We start from the raw sequence: 19912 nt of genomic DNA on the forward strand, positions 1-19912 counted from the left end.
TTCGGCCACCTACACGATCAGCCCGGCGGCCACCGTCACGCTGCCCGCCGGCACCACGGCCCGCTACGTCCGCGTGCACATCACGGCCAACTCCGGCTGGCCGGCGGGGCAGCTCTCGGAGCTGGAGGTGTGGGGGAGTGCCCCGGACAACCCCGGTCCTGGAGGCCCGAACCTGGCTCTCGGCAAGACCATGACCGAGTCGGGGCACACCCACACCTATGCCGCCGCGAACGCCAATGACGACAACCCGCAGACGTACTGGGAGGGCGGCGCCTACCCGGCCACGCTGACCGCGCAGTTGGGTGCGAACGCCGATCTGACGGCCGTCACTCTCAAGCTGAACCCGGACCCGGTCTGGGGCCGCCGCACCCAGACGGTGCAGGTGCTCGGCCGCGAGCAGTCCGCCACCTCCTTCACCACCCTGGCCGCCCAGGCCACCTACACCTTCGACCCGGCCACCGGCAACAGCGTGACCATCCCGGTCTCCGGCAAGGCCGCCGACGTGCGGCTGCAGTTCACCGCGAACTCCGGCGCCCCCAGCGGACAGGTCGCCGAGTTCCAGATCTTCGGCACCCCGGCCCCCAACCCCGACCTCGTCGTCACGGGCCTCACCTGGACGCCCGCCGCGCCCACCGCCACGACCGCGATCACCGTGTCGGCCACGATCAGGAACGCGGGCACCGCCGCCTCCGCCGCGACCTCGGTGAACCTCTACCTGGGCGGCGCCAGGGCGGGCAGCGCCGACGTGGGCGCGCTGGCCGCCGGCGCCTCCACCAGCGTGTCCGTAAATATCGGGACAAGGAGGGCCGGTACGTACGAGGTCTCCGCCAAGGTGGACGAGGACGGGAACGTCCCCGAGCAGAACGAGACCAACAACGCCCACACCGCGCCCACCTCCCTGACAGTCGCCGAAGCCCCCGGCCCCGACCTGCGCGTGCTGAGCATCAGCCCCACCCCGCCCAACCCCGCCGCCGGCGCGCGGGTCACGTTCACCGTGGCCGTGCAGAACCGCGGCACCACCACGACCGGCACGACCACGATCACCCGGCTGACGGTGGGCGGCACCACGCTCGACACCAGCACGGCGGCCATCGCGGCGGGCGCGACCGCGAACGTGGCCGTCACCGGCGCCTGGACCGCCACCACCGGCGGCGCCACGATCGTCGCCACCGCCGACGCGACCGGCGCCGTCACCGAGACCGACGAGAGCAACAACACGCTCTCGCAGGCGATCACCGTCGGCCGCGGCGCCTCGGTGCCGTACGTCGAGTACGAGGCCGAGTCCGCCGCCTACCAGGGCACCCTGCTGCAGGCGGACCCGCTGCGCACGTTCGGCCACACGAACTTCGCCACCGAGTCCTCCGGCAGGAAGTCGGTGCGGCTCGACAGCACCGGCCAGTACGTCGAGTTCACCTCCGCCAACCCGGCCAACTCGATCGTGGTGCGCAACTCGATCCCGGACGCGCCGGGCGGCGGCGGCATCGACGCCACGATCAGCCTCTACATCGACGGCGCGTTCGCCCGCAAGCTCACGCTCTCCTCCAAGCACAGCTGGCTGTACGGCACCAGCGACGACCCGGAGGCGCTGACGAACACGCCGCAGGCCGACGCCCGCAGGTTGTTCGACGAGTCGCACGCGCTGCTGTCACGCTCGTACCCGGTGGGCACGAAGTTCCGCCTCCAGCGGGACGCCGGCGACACCGCCGCGTTCTACATCATCGACCTGATCGACCTGGAGGACGTCGCCCCGGCGGCCACCAAGCCGGCCGCGTGCACCTCGATCACCGAATACGGCGCCGTCCCCGACGACGGCAACGACGACACGGCCGCCATCCAGCGGGCGGTCACCGACGACCAGAACGGCGTCATCGACTGCGTGTGGATCCCGCCGGGCCAGTGGCGGCAGGAGAAGAAGATCCTCACCGACGACCCGCTGAACCGCGGCCCGTACAACCAGGTCGGCATCAGGGACGTGACGATCCGCGGCGCCGGCATGTGGCACTCGCAGCTCTACACGCTGACCGAGCCGCACCTGGCGACGGGCGGCATCAACCACCCGCACGAGGGCAACTTCGGCTTCGACATCGACGACAACGTGCAGATCTCCGACCTGGCCATCTTCGGCTCGGGCCGGATCCGCGGCGGCCCGGGCGGCGCCGAGGGCGGGGTCGGGCTGAACGGCCGGTTCGGCCGGAACACGAAGATCTCGAACGTGTGGATCGAGCACGCCAACGTGGGCGTGTGGGTCGGCCGCGACTACGACAACATCCCGGAGCTGTGGGGGCCCGCCGACGGCCTGCAGTTCAGCGGCATGCGCATCCGCAACACCTACGCCGACGGCATCAACTTCAGCAACGGCACCCGCAACTCGCGCGTCTTCAACTCCTCCTTCCGCACCACGGGTGACGACGCGCTGGCCGTCTGGGCGAACCCGTACGTGAAGGACCCGGCGGTGGACATCGCGCACGACAACCAGTTCCTCAACAACACCGTGCAGCTCCCGTGGCGGGCCAACGGCATCGCCGTCTACGGCGGCCACGGCAACAGGATCGAGAACAACCTGATCTACGACACCATGAACTATCCGGGCATCATGCTGGCCACCGACCACAATCCCCTGCCGTTCTCGGGCCAGACGCTCATCGCCGGCAACGCCCTCTACCGCTGCGGCGGCGTCTTCTGGGGCGAGGCGCAGAAGTTCGGCGCCATCACCCTGTTCGCCCAGAACAGGGACATCACCGGCGTCACCATCCGCGACACCGAGATCCACGACTCGACCTACGACGGCATCCAGTTCAAGGGCGGCGGCGGCGCCATGCCGAACGTCGCGATCACGAACGTGCGCGTCGACCGGTCGAACAACGGCGCCGGCATCCTCGTCCAGGGCAGCGCGCGCGGCAGCGCGACCCTGACCGGCGTCACCATCACGAACTCGGCCACCGGCGACATCGTGAAGGAGCCGGGCTCGACCTTCGTGATCAACTGAGGTCCGCGGCCCTGGAGCCGCAGTAGCAGACCTGGTAGAGGGCGGTGAAGGTGGCCAGGAAGTCGTTCCAGTCGCCGTTGAGGTTGGCCACGAGGATCCGGGTGCCGTCGCGGTCGCCCATCGCGTACGTGATCGAGCCCTGGATGTACCCTCCGCCGCCCCACAGGGTCACCCCGCACGGGAGCCGCTGGGAGTAGACGCCGAGCCCGTAGGCGGTGTCCGGCACCCAGCCGGCGCCGTCCGTCGGGACGGTCGTGAACAGCTCGCGCTGCTGCTCGGGCGGCAGGAGGTGGCCGCGCAGCAGCTCGCGGAGGAAACGGCGCAGGTCGGCGGCGGTCGAGACCATGCCGCCTGCGGCGCCGGCCCAGCTCAGGTCGGCGCCGGTGACGTCGTGGACGTCCACCGGGTTGCCGAGCTCGTCGGCCTTGGAGTAGTGCCGGGCGTGCGGGGCGCGCAGCGTGTTGTCAGTGCCCGGCAGGTACGTCCCGGTCAGGCCCAGGGGGCGGGCGAGGCGGCGCTCGATCTCGCCGGCGAGCGTGCCGCCCGTCGCCTGCTCGACGATCAGCCCCGCCAGGTTGTAGTTGACCTTGGAGTAGATGAAGCGGGTGCCGGGTTTCTCCGGGGCGGGCGGGGTCTGGCCGGGGAAGGCGTCGGGCAGGCCGCTGGTGTGGTTGAGGAGCTGCCTGATCGTGATCGCCGTGCCGTCGCCGCCGAGGTGTTCCTCGACCACGCCGGGCAGCCACCGCGCGACGGTGTCGTCCAGGGCCAGCTCGCCCTCGGCGGCCAGCCGCAGGACCACCATGCCGACGAACGCCTTGGTGAAGCTGCCGATGCGGAAGTGCTCGCCGGGCCGGCGCGGGCGGCCGGTCGTCAGGTCCGCCACGCCCGCCGTGCCGGACCAGGCCCGGGTGCCGTCGATCTCCAGCTCGGCGAGGACGCCGGGGCCGCCGCCGCCGGCCACGGCCTGGTCGAGGGCGTGCTGGAGCTGGGCATGCGTCATCGTTCCTCCTGCGCGTGATGGGGGAGCGCCCTTGTCCGGGTATAAGCAACCGTAGTTGACTACATCGAGGTTAGTCAACGCGAGTTGCTAACGTTCGGCCACCCGGAACCGGGACGGCGGGACGCCCGCCCACGCCACGAACGCCTGGCGGAAGGTCTCGGCGGAGGCGAAGCCGCAGCGGCGCGCGATCGCGGCGAGCGGCTCGCTCGTCCTGGTCAGCAGGTGCGAGGCCACCTCCATGCGCATGTCGCGCACCAGCCGCGACGGGGTCCTGCCGACGTGCTCGGCGAACAACCGGTTCAGATGCCGCTCGCTCACCCCCGCGAACGCGGCCAGCTTCGCCACGCCCAGGTCGCCGTCCAGGTGGCCGATGACGTGGTCGATGACCCGCCGCACCACGGCCTGGTCGGAGCGCGGCAGGTTCGTGAACAGGCTGAGCTGCGTCTGCCCGCCCGGCCGCTGCAGGTACGTGACCATGCCCATGGCCACCCGGCGGGCGATCTCGGGCCCGTGGTCCTCCTCGATGAACGACAACGTCAGGTCGAGCGCCGCCGTGACCCCGCCCGACGTGGAGACCTCGCCGTCCCTGACGAAGATGGGCGCCGGATCCACCCGTACCTTCGGGAAGCGCGCGGCGAGCCGGGCCGCCTCGTACCAGTGCGTGGTGGCCCGGCGGTCGTCGAGCAGCCCGGCGGCGGCCAGCACCGTCGCGCCCGTGCACACCGACGCCACCCGCCGCGCCAGCCCGGCCAGCCGCGTCACCTGGCCCACCAGCCTGGGGTTGGCGGCGGCGGCCTCGTGTCCCTGCCCGCCCGAGACGATCAGCGTGTCGATCGGGCCCGCCACGCCGTCGAGGCGGCCCTGCCCGCGCACCTCGATCCCGGAGTCGCAGCGCACCGGCCGCCCGAGCGGCGTCACCAGCAGCACCTCGTACGCCGGGCTCGCCCCCAGCCGGTTCGCGTAGTCGAAACCCGACGTCACGGACGCGATGTCCACCAGCTCGACGCCGTCATAGGCCACCATCACGATCAACGGCTCCGCCATGCCAACACCGTAGGCCCGTACCGAGCCGTACGGACAGGATCCCCAGCGGAACGGACGAGCCGCCCGCCATCCCCGCCACCCCGCCCCGTCCGGCGCCGATGCTGCTCGCAGGAGGTGAGGTTCGATGCGTGAGCAGCCCGCTCCGGCTCCGCACGGGCTGACCGTGGGGGTGCTCGGCGTGCTGCAGGTCGCCGTGGACGGGCGGCCGGTGCCGCTGACCACCGGCAGGCTCAGGACCCTGCTCGCCGTGCTGGCCATGTCCGCCTCGGCCCCCGTGTCCATGAAGCTGCTCACCGAGGCGCTCTGGCCGGACGCGCAGCCCCGCAACAGCCGCCGCAGCCTGCAGATCTACGCGGCCAGGCTGCGCGAGACCTTAGGCAGGAAGCGGATCGAGACCCGCCAGGACGGGCTCCTCCTCCACGCCGACCCCGACGGCGTCGACGCGCTGCGCTTCGAGCGGATCCTCGGCCAGGCGGCCGCCGAGCGCGGCTCCCCCCGCGAACGCCCGCTCCTCCAGCAGGCCCTGGCGTTGTGGCGGGGCCAGCCGTTCGACGGCGTCAGCTCCCGCTGGCTGGAGGAGGTGCAGGCGCCGCGCCTGACCGAGCGCTATCTCACCGCGCTCGAACGGCGCACCGACCTCGACCTCCTCGCCGGCCGCGCCGCCGACACCGTGCCCGAGCTGAGCGAGCAGGTCGTGCGGCACCCGCTGCGCGAGTCGCTGGCGCTGCGCCTGCTCGTCGCGCTCGACCGCTGCGGCCGCCAGGCCGAGGCGCTGCGCTGGTACGCGCGCATCCGCGCCGTCATCACCCGCGAGCTGGGCGTGGAGCCCAACCGCGAGCTGCGCCGGGCGCACGCCGACCTGCTCGCCGGCCGCCCGCTCGACCCGCCCGGCACCGCCCCCGCCCGGGGACGATGGGGTCACCGGCCCGGCGAGTACGGGCTGAACAGGTCGAACGGATCCGGCAGGCCCGGCAGGTGACGCGCGGACGGGCGCTCAGGCGCGGGCGCGGGTGGCCGGGGGCTTGATGCGGACGCGTTCCTGCGGCTCGTTGTCGAGGTCGTCGAGCTGGCCCTGGACCGTGGCGCGCAGCTCGTCGTAGTCGCCGAAGGTGTGGTCGTGGAACAGCGTGTAGCCGCTCCACATGAGGTTCGCGCACACCCGGGGCGGCACCTGGCCGGTGGCGGCGCCCATGCCGACCAGGGCGACCGAGCGGATGCTGCCCGGCTCCCGCTCGTTCTGCATGTGGACGGCCTGGAAGGCGGCGGCGCACGCCAGCGCGACGTTGAGCGTCTGGCTGACGTCTTGGGCCGAGGCCACCATGGTGGGCGTCGAGATGAGGAACCTCGGGTTGGTGGCCCCGGACGGCACGCAGACGGCGCTGCCCACCGGCAGGGAGCCACCGAACCGGTCGCGGATCGCGCGCTGGACGCGGAGCTGGATGCCGGCCCCGAGGTGGCGCTTGATGGCGGCGTCGACCCCGCCGTCCATGCGGCCGCGCGCGTTGGTGGGGCTCACCCAGGCGTCGGCGTGCTGCTCGAGGAGCGAGCCCTTGCGGATCTCGACCTCGGGGGTGTCGGCGAAGGCCGCCAGCCACTCCTGCACCACCTGCGGGTTGACGTCGACGAGGACGACCTTGAGCGGTGGCCGCACGTGCTTGACGGTCATGGATCACTCCGGGGGCGATGAGACGGATCTTGTAAGAGGGCACGAAGATAGCGCGCCGTACCGACAATTCCGGATCTTGCGCGGGGCTCGGCGGATGACGTCGCGTCCGGTCCGTACATGCGGCACAATTCCCCCCAATCCGATCTTGTGCCGTCCAGTCTGAAAGCCGACCCATGAGCGACGACAACGCCCCCGCCGACCCGAACGACCCGCTGGCCCTGGCCGAGCTCTTCACCGGCGGCGGGGAGCCGTGGCTGCCGCTGCTGAAGCCCGTCATCGAGGCGCAGCCGGCCGCGGCCACGTTCATCGGCGCGAACCGCGGGCCGAACGTCGTGCCCGTGCGGGAGCTGACCTTCCAGGCGCTCAAGCCCAATCCGCCGCACAAGTGGAGGGTCGTGGTCTTCGGGCAGAACCCGTACCCGCGGGCCGAGAGCGCCACCGGCATCGCGATGTTCGACAACACCTTCCACGACTGGGCCGACAGCCAGTTCGGCAAGACGGTCTCGATCCGCTGCATCATCAAGGCGGCGGCCATGTGGAAGCACGGCATCCCGAAGAAAACGCCGATCGCCGACCTCCGCAAGCTGCTGAAGCAGCACGACACGGTGCAGCCGCCGGAGTGGTTCCAGGCGATGCTCACCCAGGGCGTGCTGCTCCTGAACGCGGCGCTGACCGCCAACAGCGACGGCGCCCTGGCCACCGACCGGCACACGGCGTTCTGGCGGCCGGTCGTCGAGGAGATCGTCGAGGAGATCCTGCGGGCCAAGCGGGAGGCCCCCGAGCAGGACCGGGGCGTGGTGTTCGCGTGGTGGGGCGTGCACGCGCGCAGCCTCAAGCAGGTCGTGCTGCGGCTGCAGCGCAAGTACCCCGAGGTCGAGGTGCGGCACCTCGACCACGCCAACCCGGCCGCCCAGGGAGACCTGTTCTGCGACGGGGAGCACTTCGCGCACGTCAACGCCGCCCTCGCCGCGCTCGGCGCCGGCGAGATCGACTGGCTGCCCAGCAAGGGCTGGAACGACGCCGCCGCCGAGCAGGACCCCGGCACGGCGGAGCGGATGGGCGCGTTCATCGCCTCCACGATGGAGCTGCACCAGCTCTACCTGGAGCGCCTGGCCGGCGTCAAGGACGAGGGCCTGGACCTGCCGGCGATCAGCGGCGTCTTCGGCACCCCGCTGCTGCCCTTCCGCGAGTCCGTCGCCCCGGTGGCCAAGCTGCTGGCGGGCCTCGACTGGTACGTGGAGCAGGCGCACCGGTTCGGCGAGCGCCTGCCGGCCGCCGAGTCCTGCGGCCTGTCCGCCGACGAGATCGCGGCCCTGTACCTCTACACCTGCGAGTCGGCCTTCTACCGTCGGATCAACGCCACGCTCCGCGACCCCGACCGCACCCGGATCGTCCCCTACCTGCCGTACCTGCGGCTGCTGTTCTCGGCCGTGTCGCGCCTGCCGGCCCGGACGGAGCCGCTGTGGCGCGGCGTGGCGCTGGACCTGCGGGCGCAGTACCCGCTCGGCCGGACGGTGACGTGGTGGGGCGTGTCCTCGTGCACGTCGGAGCTCGGCGTGGCGCAGGCGTTCCTGGGGCGGCGCGGCAAGCGCACGCTCTTCGAGGTGCGGCCGCGCAGGGCGGTGGGGATCCGCGGGTTCTCCGCGTTCACCGGGGAGGAGGAGTTCATCCTGGCGCCCGGCACGCAGCTGGAGGTGACCGGGGTGCGGGCCGAGCGCGGCGGCCTGTGCACGGTGACGCTGACGGAGCTGGACGAGCAGCACCTGGTCGCCTGACGTCAGGGCCGCACGTGGGTCACCTCCGCGCCGAGCAGGTCCGCGACCGCGCGCAGGTCGGCCAGGCGGTGGCCGGTGCCCAAAGCCCAGTGGTGGGAGATGCCGCTGGCGCTCCAGGCGTCGGTCCACTCGCCGGGGTCGCAGCCGAAGTCGACCCGGGAGGTGGTGTTGCCGATCTGGAGCAGCGGCCCGGCCACGACCTCGCCCTCGGAGACGACGAAGCCGTAGCCGCCGTCCCTGGCCTGGCGCAGCCCGAACGCGGTCACCGGCCCCCGCTTGACGTCGAACTCGACCGACACGCCCCAGCCGCGCTTGCCGTGGTAGACGCCCAGGCCGCGCAGCAGCGGCCGGTGGGAGCTGATCGCCAGGTGGGCGGGGCCGTCGTGGCCCATCTCGACGTGGCCGCGGGCGAAGTCGAGCGCCTGCAGCTCGGTGAACGAGCCGCCGCCGCCCAGCCTGTCCATGATGAGCATGGCCAGGGAGGTGCGCAGCTCGTACTCACCGGCGGCCGGGATGCCGCGCGCGGTGAGCAGGGACGCGCCGAGGATCATGCCGGCGCCGAGCCGCTCGTGGATCTCGCCGTCCAGGCCGCGGTGGTAGTAGGCCAGGCTGTCCAGCGCGAAGTCCGCCACCAGCCGGTCCAGGCCCACCGAGACGCGGGCCGCCCACGCCAGGTCCTCCTCGTTGACCGACTCGGCCAGCTCGAACACCTCGCGGGCCAGCTCGACCCGCTCGCGCGTCTCGGCGTCGCTGACCTTCTCCGTCCGCACCCGCAGGTCGTCGAACTCCAGCACCTCCACGTGACCGCCGAAGTTGGCGCTCACCAGGGTCAGGTCGGTGGCCACGTCCAGCATGCCCGGGTAGAGGTGGCCCATCAGGCCGTGCCGCCCGTGGCGCAGCGCCGCGCGCACGCCGGCCGCGCGGATCCAGCGGCCGATCCGCTCCCAGGCCCGCTCGTCCTCCAGGTAGCCCGACACCGAGCGGAACGGGATACCGCAACGGGTGAACGCGTTGGCCATCTCCGGCAGCGGGCAGGCGCCGCAGTAGGCCAGCCACTGGCCGGTGTCGAAGGTGGCGTGGTCCATCGACTCGGTCGGCTGCAGGTTGATCAGCAGCACCGGCGCGCCGCTGCGCTGCGCGATCGGCACGAGCATCGTGGCCGTCATGTACGTCGTCAGGAACCCGACGATCAGATCGCAGCCCGCGGCCCGCAGCTTCTCGGCCGCCTGCGCCCCCTCCTGGGCGTCGGAGATGAAGCCGACGTCCACGATCTCCGCGTCGAAGCCGCGCATGCGCTCGGAGACGCGTTCGGCCGAGCGCTGGAGCTGGGGCAGCAGGTCGGGGAACTGCGGCCAGTAGGCGCCCAGCCCACCGGCGACCAGGCCCACCTTGACGCGGCGCGGGGTGATGCGGGGAAAGGTGTTCACGGGGGTTGCTCCCTTCAGCGGGCCTCGACCTCGATGACGCGCGTGTAGTCGTTGGCGCCGTTCGAGGCCAGCGCGACGATGCGGACGGCGTCCGCGGTGACCGGGGCGAAGTCCGAGCGGGCCGTTCCCGCCGTGTTGCCGCGCACCTGGGCGACCGTCTGCCACTGCCCGTCCACTTGCGCCTGCACGTCCCAGTCGCGCAGCCCGTACCGGGAGGCGGGGTAACGCTCGGTGTCCAGCGTGTAGAGATCGACGCGGGAGACCTGGCGCGGCCCGCCGAGCGCGATCGACAGCGTGTCGGGCCAGGCCCGGGCGGTGGCGTCGTTCCAGCCGTTGCCGCCGGCCCAGCCGTTGGAGGAGCGGTCGCCGTCGGCGACGCTGCACGGCGGGTAGTTGGCGTTGGTGTGCTGGGAGGAGGCGGTGACGGGGCGGCGCAGCGCGAGGTTGCCGCCGTTGTCGAGCCCGTCCACGGGCACGACCTCGACGGGCACCTCCAGCGTGCGGTCCTGGGTGCGCAGGCGCAGCCCGTACGTGCCCTGCTGGGTGCCGGGCGGGACGGCGACCAGCAGGCTCGCCATGACCTGGTGGCCGGGCGGCAGGTAGCTGGTCAGCATCGTGCGCGAGGCGGTCAGCGGCGGGTCCACCTCGACGTTCATCGTGGCGTACGACGCCTTGCGCGCGTCGCTGCGCATACCGATCTTGATCTTGGCGGGGCAGGCCGGGTCCACGCCGAGCGGCGCGACCAGCTTGTCCGCGCCCGCGACGGGGGTCAGCCGCTCGGGCGCGGCGGCGGCGGTGGTCGTCACGGCGGCGGCGACGGCCAGGGCGGCGGCGAGAACGCGCATGGTCGGCTCCTTCCTAGAGCACCTGGAGGCCGGGCACGCCGTCGAGCGTGACCAGGCTGGCGCGGGTGGAGACGGGGGCGCCGGGGCGGTCCACGTACGGGACGACCTTGAAGTCCGAGCGCCACTGGCCGCGGGTGACCTCGCAGGAGACGTAGCCGCGCTGGTAGTTGGAGAAGCGCAGGTGCGGGTTGGCCGGGTCGGAGCCGCCGGGCGGGACGCCGGTGGCGGGGTTGCCGTTGCCGCCGCTGCTGACCGAGGTGCAGACGAACTCGACGCCTATGGGTGGCGCGGCGGGGTCGTCGAAGTTCGTGCGCAGGTCGCCGGCGAGGTTGTAGTGGATGTCGCCGGTCAGCACGACGGGGTTGCTGACCCGGCGCTCGACCAGGCCCGTGAGCAGACGGTCCTTGGCGGCCTTGTAGCCGTCCCACAGGTCCATGCTGAGCCGCTGCGCCGGGCCGGGGTCGTAGTCGAGCTGCATCATGGCGATCTGCTGGGCCATGACGTTCCACTTGGCGCGGGAGGCGCCGAGGCCGTCGAGCAGCCACGCCTCCTGCTCGGCGCCGAGCATCTGCCGGGCCGGGTCGAGCCGGTCGGCGCAGTCCACCTGCTGGCCGTCGCCGCAGACCTGGTCGTCGCGGTACTGCCGGGTGTCGAGCACGTTGAACTCGGCCAGGTCGCCAAAGGTGAACCGGCGGTAGATGCGCGCGTCGGGCCCCTCCACCGCAGGGACGCGGACCGGCATGTTCTCCCAGAAGGCGCGGAAGGCGTTGGCGCGGATGATCAGGTAGTCCTGCTCGGTCACCTCGCCGCCGGGGCCGAAGCGGCCGGCCCAGTTGTCGAGCACCTCGTGGTCGTCCCAGGTGACGATCCAGGGGGCGCGGTGGTGGGCGGCCTGGAGGTCGGGGTCGCTCTTGTAGAGGCCGTACTGGACGCGGTAGCGGTCGAGGGTGTCGCACTGCACCCGGAACTGCTCGGGCACCGGGACGTTGCGGTTGCCGCCCATCGGCACGATGCCGTACTCGTAGATGTAGTCGCCCAGGTGGAAGACCACGTCGGGGCTCTCGTCGGCGAGGTGGCGGTAGGCGCTGTAGTAGCCGTCCTGCCACGAGGCGCACGACGCGAACGCCAGCCGCAGCGCGTCGGGGCTGCTGCGCGGCGCGGGCGCGGTCTTGGTGCGGCCGGTGGGGCTGAGCTCGCCGCCGGAGCGGAAGCGGTAGAAGTACTCGCGGCCTGGCCGCAGGCCCCTGGCGTCCACGTGCACGGAGTGGCCGTACTCGGGGGTGGCCCAGGCCGAGCCGGCGCGGACGCGGCGGGTGAAGCCCTCGTCCTCGGCGAGCTCCCAGTCGACCCGGATCCGGTTGTACGGCAGGCCGCCCAGCGGCTCCAGCGGCCGGGGCGCCAGCCGCGTCCAGAGGATCACCCGGTCATGGAGCGGGTCGCCGGAGGCGACGCCGAGCGTGAAGGGGTAGTCGGTGGTCCGGGCGGCGGCGGGCGCGGTCCACGGGTCGGCCAGGTTCGTCGTGAAGGCGAGGGCGAAGGCGGCGCTGCCTAAGCCGAGGAAACCCCGGCGTGAAGGGTGCGGCATGCTGCTTCCTAGGCTGGGGGACGAAGCCCTCACTTTCTAGCAAGCCGACCGGTTCTTAACAAGATACAAGTTACAAATAACGCCTCTCGGCGTTACATCTCGGCCACGCGGACGTCCGCGTGGTGGTCGCGCAGCCGCTGGAGCAGGTCGGCCGGGGCGTTGGCGTCGACCACGACCACGTCGAAGTCGTCCAGCGGGGCCACCCGGTGCAGCGCCACGCGGGCCAGCTTGGAGCCGTCGACGGCCAGCACCCGCCGCGAGCCCGAGCGCAGCATCGCCCGCTTGACCAGCACGATCTCCTGCTCCTGGTGGTAGGCGTACTGCTCGGAGACCGCCGAGGTGGACACCACGACCAGGTCGACGTTCACCGCCTCGACCGCGTCCACGCAGCCGAGCCCCAGAAACGAATCATGCGTGGCGTGATATTCACCGCCGAGCGCGATGAGCCGGAGGTCGCGCTCGCCGGCCAGCAGCCTGATCGCCTCCAGGAAGTTCGTCACCACGGTCAGCGGGGCCAGCTCGCCCAGGTGGCGGGCCACGGCCAGGGCCGTGGTCGAGTCGTCGAGCATCAGCGAGCTGCCCGGCTCGATCAGGCCGGCCACGACCCGGGCGATCGCGTCCTTCTCGGCGGTGTGGGCCTTGAGCCGGTAGGCGATGTTGCTCTCCCACACGTTGCTGGCCTGGGCGGTCGCGCCGCCCCTGACCTTGCGCACCATGCCCTGGCGTTCGAGCTCGTCGAGGTCGCGGTGGACGGTCATCAGGCTCACGCCGAAGCTCTCGGCGAGCTCGGTCACGGAGGCGGAGCCCTGGCGCACGATGTGCTCGGCCATGCCCTGCCACCGTGTGGACCTGCTGGAGGTGTGCTGACGCGAATTCACCAATGTCTCCACCCTGTTCGGACGGCTGCGCATCCTACCCTTGACACCCCGCTCGGGCGACTCGTACCCTCCACCCACCGCCATTTTTAACATGTTTGATTGTTAATTTAACAAGCCTTAAAACGTTCGCATCGCCACCCGGCCCCGTACCGCCGGGTGCTCTCGGGGGATCTCAGCACATCGCACGACCGAGGAGACAGCGACATGACCGACCTGCTGCACCACGCCAGGGTCAGCCGCGGCCAGTTCCTGCGCATGATGGGCGGTCTGGCCGCGGCCACCCTCGCCACCACGGCCTGCTCCACCAGGCCGGAGACCACCGCCACCACCGGCGGCGGCGGGGCCACCACCGAGCTCAAGTTCATCGGCGTGGCCGACCAGAAAGCCCCCATGGACGAGCTGGCCGCCGCCTACGGCAAGGCCACGCCCACCGTCCGCCTGACCGCCTCCTACGCCCCCACCGACCAGGTGCAGACCTCCCTGCGCACCCAGCTCGGCGCCGGCAACGCCCCCGACCTGCACGTCGTCTACCCCGGCAACGGCAGCGCCATGTCGATGACCCAGATCGCCCAGGCCGGGCTGCTGGCCGACCTGTCGGCGCAGGCGTGGACCAAGACGATCCCCGCCGGGTTCAAGCCCGCCTTCCAGCTCGACGGCAAGACCTACCTGTACTCGGCCGGATCGTCCGTGATCGGCGCCGTCTACAACAAGAAGGTCTTCCAGCAGGCCGGCATCGACGCGCCGCCCACCACGTGGAGCGAGTTCCTCGCCGTGTGCGACAAGCTGAAGAAGGCCGGGGTGACGCCCATCGCCCTCGGCGCCCAGACGCCGTGGGTCACCCAGCTCATCACGTACGCGCTGGTGCCCTCCACCGTCTACGCCAAGGACCCGACCTTCGACGACAAGCAGCTCGCCGGGCAGGCCACCTTCGCCGGCTCCGGCTGGCACCAGGCCCTGGAGATGTACCTGGAGCTGCAGAAACGCGGCTACTTCAACGACAAGCCGAACGGCACCACGTTCGAGCAGCAGACCGCCATGGTCGCCACCGGCAAGGCCGGCATGGCCGTCCAGGTCTCCGCCGTGCTGCCCGACTTCCGCAAGGCCGCCGCCTCGCCCGACGACCTGTCGATGTTCCCCCTGCCCGGCGCCGACGACGCCGCCCAGGTGTGGATCCCGGCCGGCGTCGTCGTCGGGCTCGGCGCCGCCGCCAAGGGCCGCAACGTCGAGCAGGCCAAGGCGTTCATCGACTTCCTCGGCCGCCAGGAGAACATCAACGCCTGGGCCAAGGCCATCGCCGCCATCCCGCTCACCCAGGACGCGAGCTCCACCATCGACCCGGCCGTCCAGTCGTTCCTGCCCTTCACCAAGGACCGCGCCGTGCCGTTCATGGACCAGCGCTGGCCGAACGCCGAGGTCCAGCCCGTGCACTTCGCGGTCGTCCAGGAGCTGCTGGCCGGCGACTCCACGATCGACGAGGCGCTGAAGAAGATGGACGAGGCGTACCGCAAGTGACTCCCGTAACCGCGGGCCGGGCCCGTCCCGCGCACGTCCGGCGGCGGCGGCGCTTCTCCGCGGCCGCCCCGTCCTGGCTGTTCGCCGCGCCCGCCCTGGCCGTGTACGCGCTGATCGTGCTCTACCCGGCCGTCGCCGGCGTCGTCTACGCCTTCACCGACTGGAGCGGCATCGGCCGCGACATGTCGTTCGTCGGCCTGGAGAACTTCCGCACCCTGCTCGCCGACGAGCAGGCCATGGGCTCGATCGGCAACACGCTGCTGCTCACCGTGGCCATCGTGGTCGTGCAGAACGGCGTCGGGCTGCTGCTCGCGCTCGGCGTGCACGTCAAGCTGAAGAGCCGGGCCCTGCTGCGCGTCATCTTCTTCGCGCCCGTCGTCGTCAGCCCCGTCATGGTGGCCTTCCTGTGGAAGTACATCTACAACCCCGACCCGTCGGCCGGCCTCAACGGGCTGCTCGGCCTGCACGTGGACTGGCTCGGAGACCCGTCGATAGCCCTGTGGTCGATCGCCGGCATGGTCGTCTGGCAGAACGCCGGCTACTCCATGGTCATCTTCCTGGCCGGCCTCGAAGGCGTCCCGCGTGAGCTGCACGAGGCCGCCATGATCGACGGCGCCGGCACCGGGCAGCGCTTCCGCTACGTCACCTGGCCGCTGCTCGCGCCCGCCCTGACGATCAACCTGATGCTCTCCACGATCGGCGGGCTGAAGCTGTTCGACCAGGTCTTCGCCGCCACCAACGGCGGCCCCGGGTACGCCACCGAGACGTTGTCCACCGTGCTCTACAAGCAGGCGTTCGTCTTCGGCAAGTTCGGCTACAGCACCGCCGTCGCCCTCGTGCTGGCCCTGTTCGTGGCCGCGGTGTCGCTCATCCAGGTCTCCTACCTGCGCAGCCGGGAGGTGGCGGTGTGAGAAGGACGTTCGTGCTGGAGATCGTCATGATCGCGGTGGCGGTGGCGTTCCTGTTCCCCGTCTACACGCTGGTCTCGCTCGCGCTCAAGGACCCCGGGCAGATCGCCCGCTCGCCGCTCGCCCCGCCGAGCCCGCCCACCCTCGACAACTTCGCCAGCGCCTGGTCCGCCGCCGCGCTCGGCCCGTCCCTCGTCAACAGCACCGTGATCACCGCGGCCAGCCTCGTGGCGCTCATCGCGCTCGGCTCGTTCGCCGCCTACTTCCTGGCCCGCGTCCAGACCCGCCTCGGCTACGGCCTGTACGTCCTGTTCCTGCTCGGCATCGTGCTGCCGTTCCAGCTCGGCATGATCCCCCTGTACGAGCTGGTCAACGACCTCGGCCTGATCGGCACGCACGCCGGGATGATCCTCTTCTACACCGGCATCCAGCTCCCGTTCACCGTCTTCCTCTACACCGGCTTCATCCGGGCGCTGCCCCGCGAGTACGCCAGCGCCGCCCAGATCGACGGCGCCTCCCACCTCGTCGCGTTCACCCGCGTCGTCTTCCCGCTGCTGCGGCCCATCACCGGCACCGTGCTCATCCTCAACGCCGTCTTCATCTGGAACGACTTCTTCACCCCGCTCGTCTACCTCGGCGGCTCCGGCTACGAGACCGTCCCGGTCAGCGTGTTCGCCTACGTCGGCCAGTACGTCTCCCAGCACGGCCTCGTCTTCGCCGGCCTCGTGCTCGGCGCGCTGCCGATCGTGCTGGTGTTCCTGGCGCTGCAGCGCTACGTCATCAAGGGCTTCGCGAGCGGGCTCAAAGGATGAACGTCTTCGACGTCTTCCGGCAGCCGCCCCGGGCGTACTCGCCGGCCGCCATCTGGTGGTGGAGCGGCGAGCCGCTGCGCCGCGACCGGCTGCGCTGGCAGATGGAACGGCTGGCCGCCGGAGGAGTGCACAACCTGGTCATCCTCAACCTCGCCCCCTCCGGGCCGACGTTCGGGGCCGACGCCGACGACCCGCCGTTCCTGTCCGAGCCTTGGTGGGAACTGCTGGACGGGGTGTGCGCGGACGCGTACGAGCTGGGCGTGCGCCTGTGGTTCTACGACCAGCTCGGCTTCTCCGGGGCCGACCTCCAGGCGCGGCTCGTGCAGGAGCGGCCCGACTTCGCCGGGCAGTGGCTCGCCCCCGACGGGACCGTCACCTCGCGCGGCTTCGACTACCTGTCGCGCGAGGCGTGCGCGGTGCTGATCGACCGCGTCCACGGCGCGTTCGAACGGCGGATCGGCCACTGGTTCGGCAAGGTGATCGCCGGGTCGTTCCAGGACGAGCTGCCGGCGCTGCCCACCTGGTCCGCCCGCTTCGCCGACGAGCACCTCGCCCGCAGGGGGCGGCCGTACTCGCCGCAGGACCCTCTCGCCTACCAGCGCACCCGGGCCGAGCTGGCCGAGGAGGCGTTCTTCCGTCCCCTGGCCGACTGGCACGCCCGCCACGGGCTCGTGCACGGCTGCGACCAGCAGGACCCGGCCCGCGCCGGGCATCCCGTGGACGGGGTGCGGCTGTACGCCGACTACGCGCGGACCCACCGCTGGTTCGGCGCGCCCGGCTCCGACCACCACGGCGACGCCCGCCTGCACTCCTCCCTCGCCCACCTGTACGGCCGGCCGCGCACCTGGATCGAGGCGTTCCACTCCAGCGGGTGGGGCGGCACCCTGGAGGAGACGTTCGACTGGCTGCTGCCGTGGCTGCGGGCCGGCGCCACCCTCTACAACCCGCACGCCGTCTACTACACGACCAAGCGGGGCTGGTGGGAGTGGGCGCCGCCGTCCACCGACTGGCGGCAACCCTACTGGCGGCACCACCACGTCTTCGCGGCGGCGGTCACGCGGCTGTGCGCGGGGCTGTCGCTCGGCCGCCACGCCTGCGACGTGGCCGTCCTGCTGCCCACCGCCACCGCCCAGGCCGGCGTCGGCCCCACCGGCGCCGCCGACGCCGCGGCGGCGCGGGCCCAGGACGTCTACCGGGAGCTGGTCGGCGACATGGCCTGGTTCGCCACCGCGCCCGGGGTGCTCGACCGGCTCGGGCTGGACGCCGACGTCGTCGACGAGGACTCGGTGCGGCGCGCGGTCGTCAAGGACGGGCGGCTGACCGTCTCCACCGAGGCGTACCGGGCGATCATCCTGCCCGCCGTCACCCACCTGGACGAGGACGTCGCCGCCCGGCTGGCCGAGTTCGCCGCCGACGGAGGGCTGCTCGTCGCCGTCGGCACACCTTCCCCCGGAGCCCGTTTCGTGGCGTCCGCCGACCAGGTGGGGGAGGCGCTGGGCGGGCTGGAGCGCCGGGTCGAGGCGCCCGTGCCCGCGCTGGTGCGCGAGGACGGGCCGGCCACGCTCGTGTTCCTGCCCGCCGCGTTCCCCATGGCCAGCCGCATCCGCGTCGGCCGGCCCGAGGAACGCGGGGTGGACCTGGGCTGGCTGGACGCGCTCATCGACTTCGACCCCGCCCGGTACGCGCGCGAGCTGCCGGTCACCGTGCGCGGCGTCACCGGCACGCCGCTGCTGCTGCGCCCCTTCACCGGCGGCGAGCCCGTGCCGCTGCCGCACACCCGCGACGGCGACACCGTACGGGTGGCCGTGCCCTTCGACGACGGGCCCGCCGCGCTGCTGGTGTTCGACGGCACCGACGCCGAGCCCGCGCCGCGGCCCGCGTACCCGGTTTCCCGGCACCTGGGTGACCAATGGGATGCCGAGCTCGTCCCCACCCTCGACGACACGTGGTCCGACTTCGGCTCCTCGGGCGTTGAGTGCTGGACCTTGCGGACGCCCAGTGGCGAGCCGGTGGACGTCACGTTCGGGCCGCGCGGCGAGCAGCAAGTCGGCGACGGGCCGTGGACGCCCTCCGTCTGGTCCGCCTCGCGCGGGCTGCGCAAGGACCCCGTGCACCGCGACACGCTCGGGCCCAAGGGGCGGGTGCCGGTCGAATTCCTCGCGTTCGGGCGGGTCGCCGCCGGGGCGCGGGCGCGCTTCCGCACCGTCATCACCGTCCCCGAGGGCGGCGGGCCGCTCGCCATCGGCGCCGGCGCCGCCAAGACGCTCCGCGTCGACGGGGCCGAGCAGCCGCTCGACGACCGCGGCTACGCGGCCGTCACCCGCTCGCCGCTCCCGCCCGGCGCGCACCTCCTGGAGCTGTCGCTGGTGCCGGACGAGGAGCACGACCTGCGGGCGTACGTCTGCCTCGTGTCCGACCCCGCCGACGCCGTCCGGCCCGAGTGGATCGCGGGCACGCCGCTGGAGGCCGTCGTCCACGCCGGTGACGGGCCCGCGCTGCTGCAGGTGGCGTCCACGGCGTTCTGCCGGGTGCTGGTGAACGGGGTCGAAGCGGGCAGGCAGGGCGGTTTCGATCCGTACGCGGAGGCGGACATCCCGCGCCTGCGCCGCTACGACGTCACCCACCTCCTGCGCGAGGGGCCCAACTCCGTGCGGGTCGAATCCGACGGCTGGGTCCTGGTGGACGGGCTGGCCGTCTCCGGGCCCCACTGGTCGCCCGCCCCCCGCGTGCGGCGGCGCCAGCACGGCGACCCGGCCGCGCTCTGGCTGCTGCCCCGGCCGCACCCGCTGCCGGAGGCGGGCTGGCTGGACGGCGGGCCGGTCGCGCCGCCCGCCACGTTCGCCGTCCCCGGCGCCCGCCCCCGGACCGAACGCTTCCTCCTCGATCCGCCGCCCGGCGCGACCGGCATCGAGGTGAACGCCCTGGGACCCTGCGAGCTGCGCTGGCCGGCATCGCCAGGGGGGCCGGCCACGCCGCCGGAGTCAGGAACGCAGGGCCCGCCGGTGACGCGTGCCGCGCCGGCGGAGCCGGGGGCGTGCCTGGGGCCGGTCGAGCTCGTGGTGCGCACCGTGCCGGGCGCGCAGGCGGGCGCGGCGCTCGCCGGGCCCGTCCGGTTCACGTGCGGGCCCGGGCGGATGCGGCTGGGCGACTGGGAGGAGCAGGGGCTCGCCGGGTACAGCGGCGGCGTGCGGTACCGGACTACCGTGCCCGCCTCTTCCGGCCCCGCGCTGCTCGACCTGGGCCGCGTCAGGGGCAGCGCCGAGGTGAGCGTGAACGGCCGGCCCTGCGGCGTGCGGGTGTGCTCCCCGTACGTGTTCGAGGTCGAGCTGGACGACGGCGACAACCTCGTCGAGATCCTCGTCCTCGGCACCCTGGCCCCGTTCATGGACGAGGTCAGCCCCACCCACTTCGTCTTCCCCGGCCAGCGCACCACCGGCCTGTTCGGCCCCGTCCTCCTGCGCACGACCGGTTAGC

The 19912-nt window shown here is 72.4% G+C and carries 14 protein-coding genes; 7 read left to right on the top strand and 7 right to left on the bottom strand.

The window, feature by feature from the left end:
• Positions 1-2986: CARDB domain-containing protein (locus HCN51_RS02810; protein WP_206066501.1), on the top strand; the 2986-nt coding region annotated here is incomplete at its 5' end.
• Here the strand turns inward: HCN51_RS02810 and HCN51_RS02815 are convergent.
• Entirely contained in the window at positions 2979-3986 is a 1008-nt protein-coding gene (locus HCN51_RS02815; RefSeq protein ID WP_168006490.1) for a serine hydrolase domain-containing protein, read from the bottom strand. The two genes, HCN51_RS02810 and HCN51_RS02815, sit on opposite strands and share 8 nt — an antisense overlap.
• Before the next feature lie 87 nt (positions 3987-4073).
• Positions 4074-5030, bottom strand: coding sequence for a GlxA family transcriptional regulator (locus HCN51_RS02820; protein ID WP_168006492.1), 957 nt, complete (start codon positions 5028-5030; stop codon positions 4074-4076).
• Between the two features lie 124 nt (positions 5031-5154).
• Between HCN51_RS02820 and HCN51_RS02825 the strand changes: the two genes are divergently transcribed.
• Positions 5155-6009 carry an AfsR/SARP family transcriptional regulator gene (locus tag HCN51_RS02825; RefSeq protein WP_168006494.1) on the top strand — a complete coding sequence of 285 codons (855 nt, stop codon included), beginning with the start codon at positions 5155-5157 and terminating at the stop codon, positions 6007-6009.
• Between the two features lie 15 nt (positions 6010-6024).
• Here HCN51_RS02825 and HCN51_RS02830 read toward each other — a convergent pair whose 3' ends face one another.
• Complete coding sequence (locus tag HCN51_RS02830) at positions 6025-6696, bottom strand: macro domain-containing protein (RefSeq protein ID WP_168006496.1); 672 nt, start codon at positions 6694-6696, stop codon at positions 6025-6027.
• Between the two features lie 173 nt (positions 6697-6869).
• Here HCN51_RS02830 and HCN51_RS02835 point away from each other — a divergent pair, with 173 nt between their 5' ends.
• Positions 6870-8471 (top strand): ADP-ribosyltransferase domain-containing protein, encoded by a 1602-nt coding sequence (locus tag HCN51_RS02835; protein ID WP_168006498.1) that lies wholly within the window; start codon positions 6870-6872, stop codon positions 8469-8471.
• Between the two features lie 2 nt (positions 8472-8473).
• On the opposite strand, the gene HCN51_RS02840 is transcribed toward HCN51_RS02835, so the two are convergent.
• The 4 genes from HCN51_RS02840 to HCN51_RS02855 all read right to left on the bottom strand — a co-directional run bounded on the left by HCN51_RS02840 (position 8474) and on the right by HCN51_RS02855 (position 13158).
• Positions 8474-9898 carry an L-fucose/L-arabinose isomerase family protein gene (locus tag HCN51_RS02840; protein WP_168006500.1) on the bottom strand — a complete coding sequence of 475 codons (1425 nt, stop codon included), beginning with the start codon at positions 9896-9898 and terminating at the stop codon, positions 8474-8476.
• A gap of 14 nt (positions 9899-9912) precedes the next feature.
• The gene (locus HCN51_RS02845) at positions 9913-10743 is read right to left on the bottom strand and encodes a discoidin domain-containing protein (RefSeq protein WP_168006502.1); all 831 of its coding nucleotides are present in this window, start codon (positions 10741-10743) and stop codon (positions 9913-9915) included.
• A 13-nt stretch (positions 10744-10756) separates the two neighbouring features.
• A complete protein-coding gene (locus HCN51_RS02850) occupies positions 10757-12328 on the bottom strand; it encodes an alkaline phosphatase D family protein (protein WP_168006504.1) in 1572 nt (523 codons plus the stop codon).
• 92 nt (positions 12329-12420) lie between these two features.
• Complete coding sequence (locus HCN51_RS02855) at positions 12421-13158, bottom strand: DeoR/GlpR family DNA-binding transcription regulator (protein ID WP_080037495.1); 738 nt, start codon at positions 13156-13158, stop codon at positions 12421-12423.
• Between the two features lie 252 nt (positions 13159-13410).
• On the opposite strand from HCN51_RS02855, the gene HCN51_RS02860 reads away from it, so the two are divergent.
• From HCN51_RS02860 to HCN51_RS02875, 4 genes are read left to right on the top strand one after another with little or no spacing between them, the layout of a single operon-like run.
• The gene (locus HCN51_RS02860; RefSeq protein WP_168006506.1) at positions 13411-14718 is read left to right on the top strand and encodes an extracellular solute-binding protein; all 1308 of its coding nucleotides are present in this window, start codon (positions 13411-13413) and stop codon (positions 14716-14718) included.
• Positions 14715-15629, top strand: coding sequence for a carbohydrate ABC transporter permease (locus tag HCN51_RS02865; RefSeq protein WP_080037497.1), 915 nt, complete (start codon positions 14715-14717; stop codon positions 15627-15629). The genes HCN51_RS02860 and HCN51_RS02865 overlap by 4 nt, the downstream gene beginning before the upstream one ends.
• On the top strand, positions 15626-16438 hold the full coding sequence (locus HCN51_RS02870) for a carbohydrate ABC transporter permease (RefSeq protein ID WP_222107975.1): 813 nt from the start codon (positions 15626-15628) through the stop codon (positions 16436-16438). The genes HCN51_RS02865 and HCN51_RS02870 overlap by 4 nt, the downstream gene beginning before the upstream one ends.
• Entirely contained in the window at positions 16435-19911 is a 3477-nt protein-coding gene (locus tag HCN51_RS02875; protein WP_168006508.1) for a hypothetical protein, read from the top strand. Before HCN51_RS02870 ends, HCN51_RS02875 begins: the two co-directional genes overlap by 4 nt.
• The last annotated feature ends 1 nt before the right edge of the window (position 19912 follow it).

It is taken from the genome of Nonomuraea composti, assembly GCF_012034275.1.
Lineage (GTDB): Bacteria > Actinomycetota > Actinomycetes > Streptosporangiales > Streptosporangiaceae > Nonomuraea > Nonomuraea composti.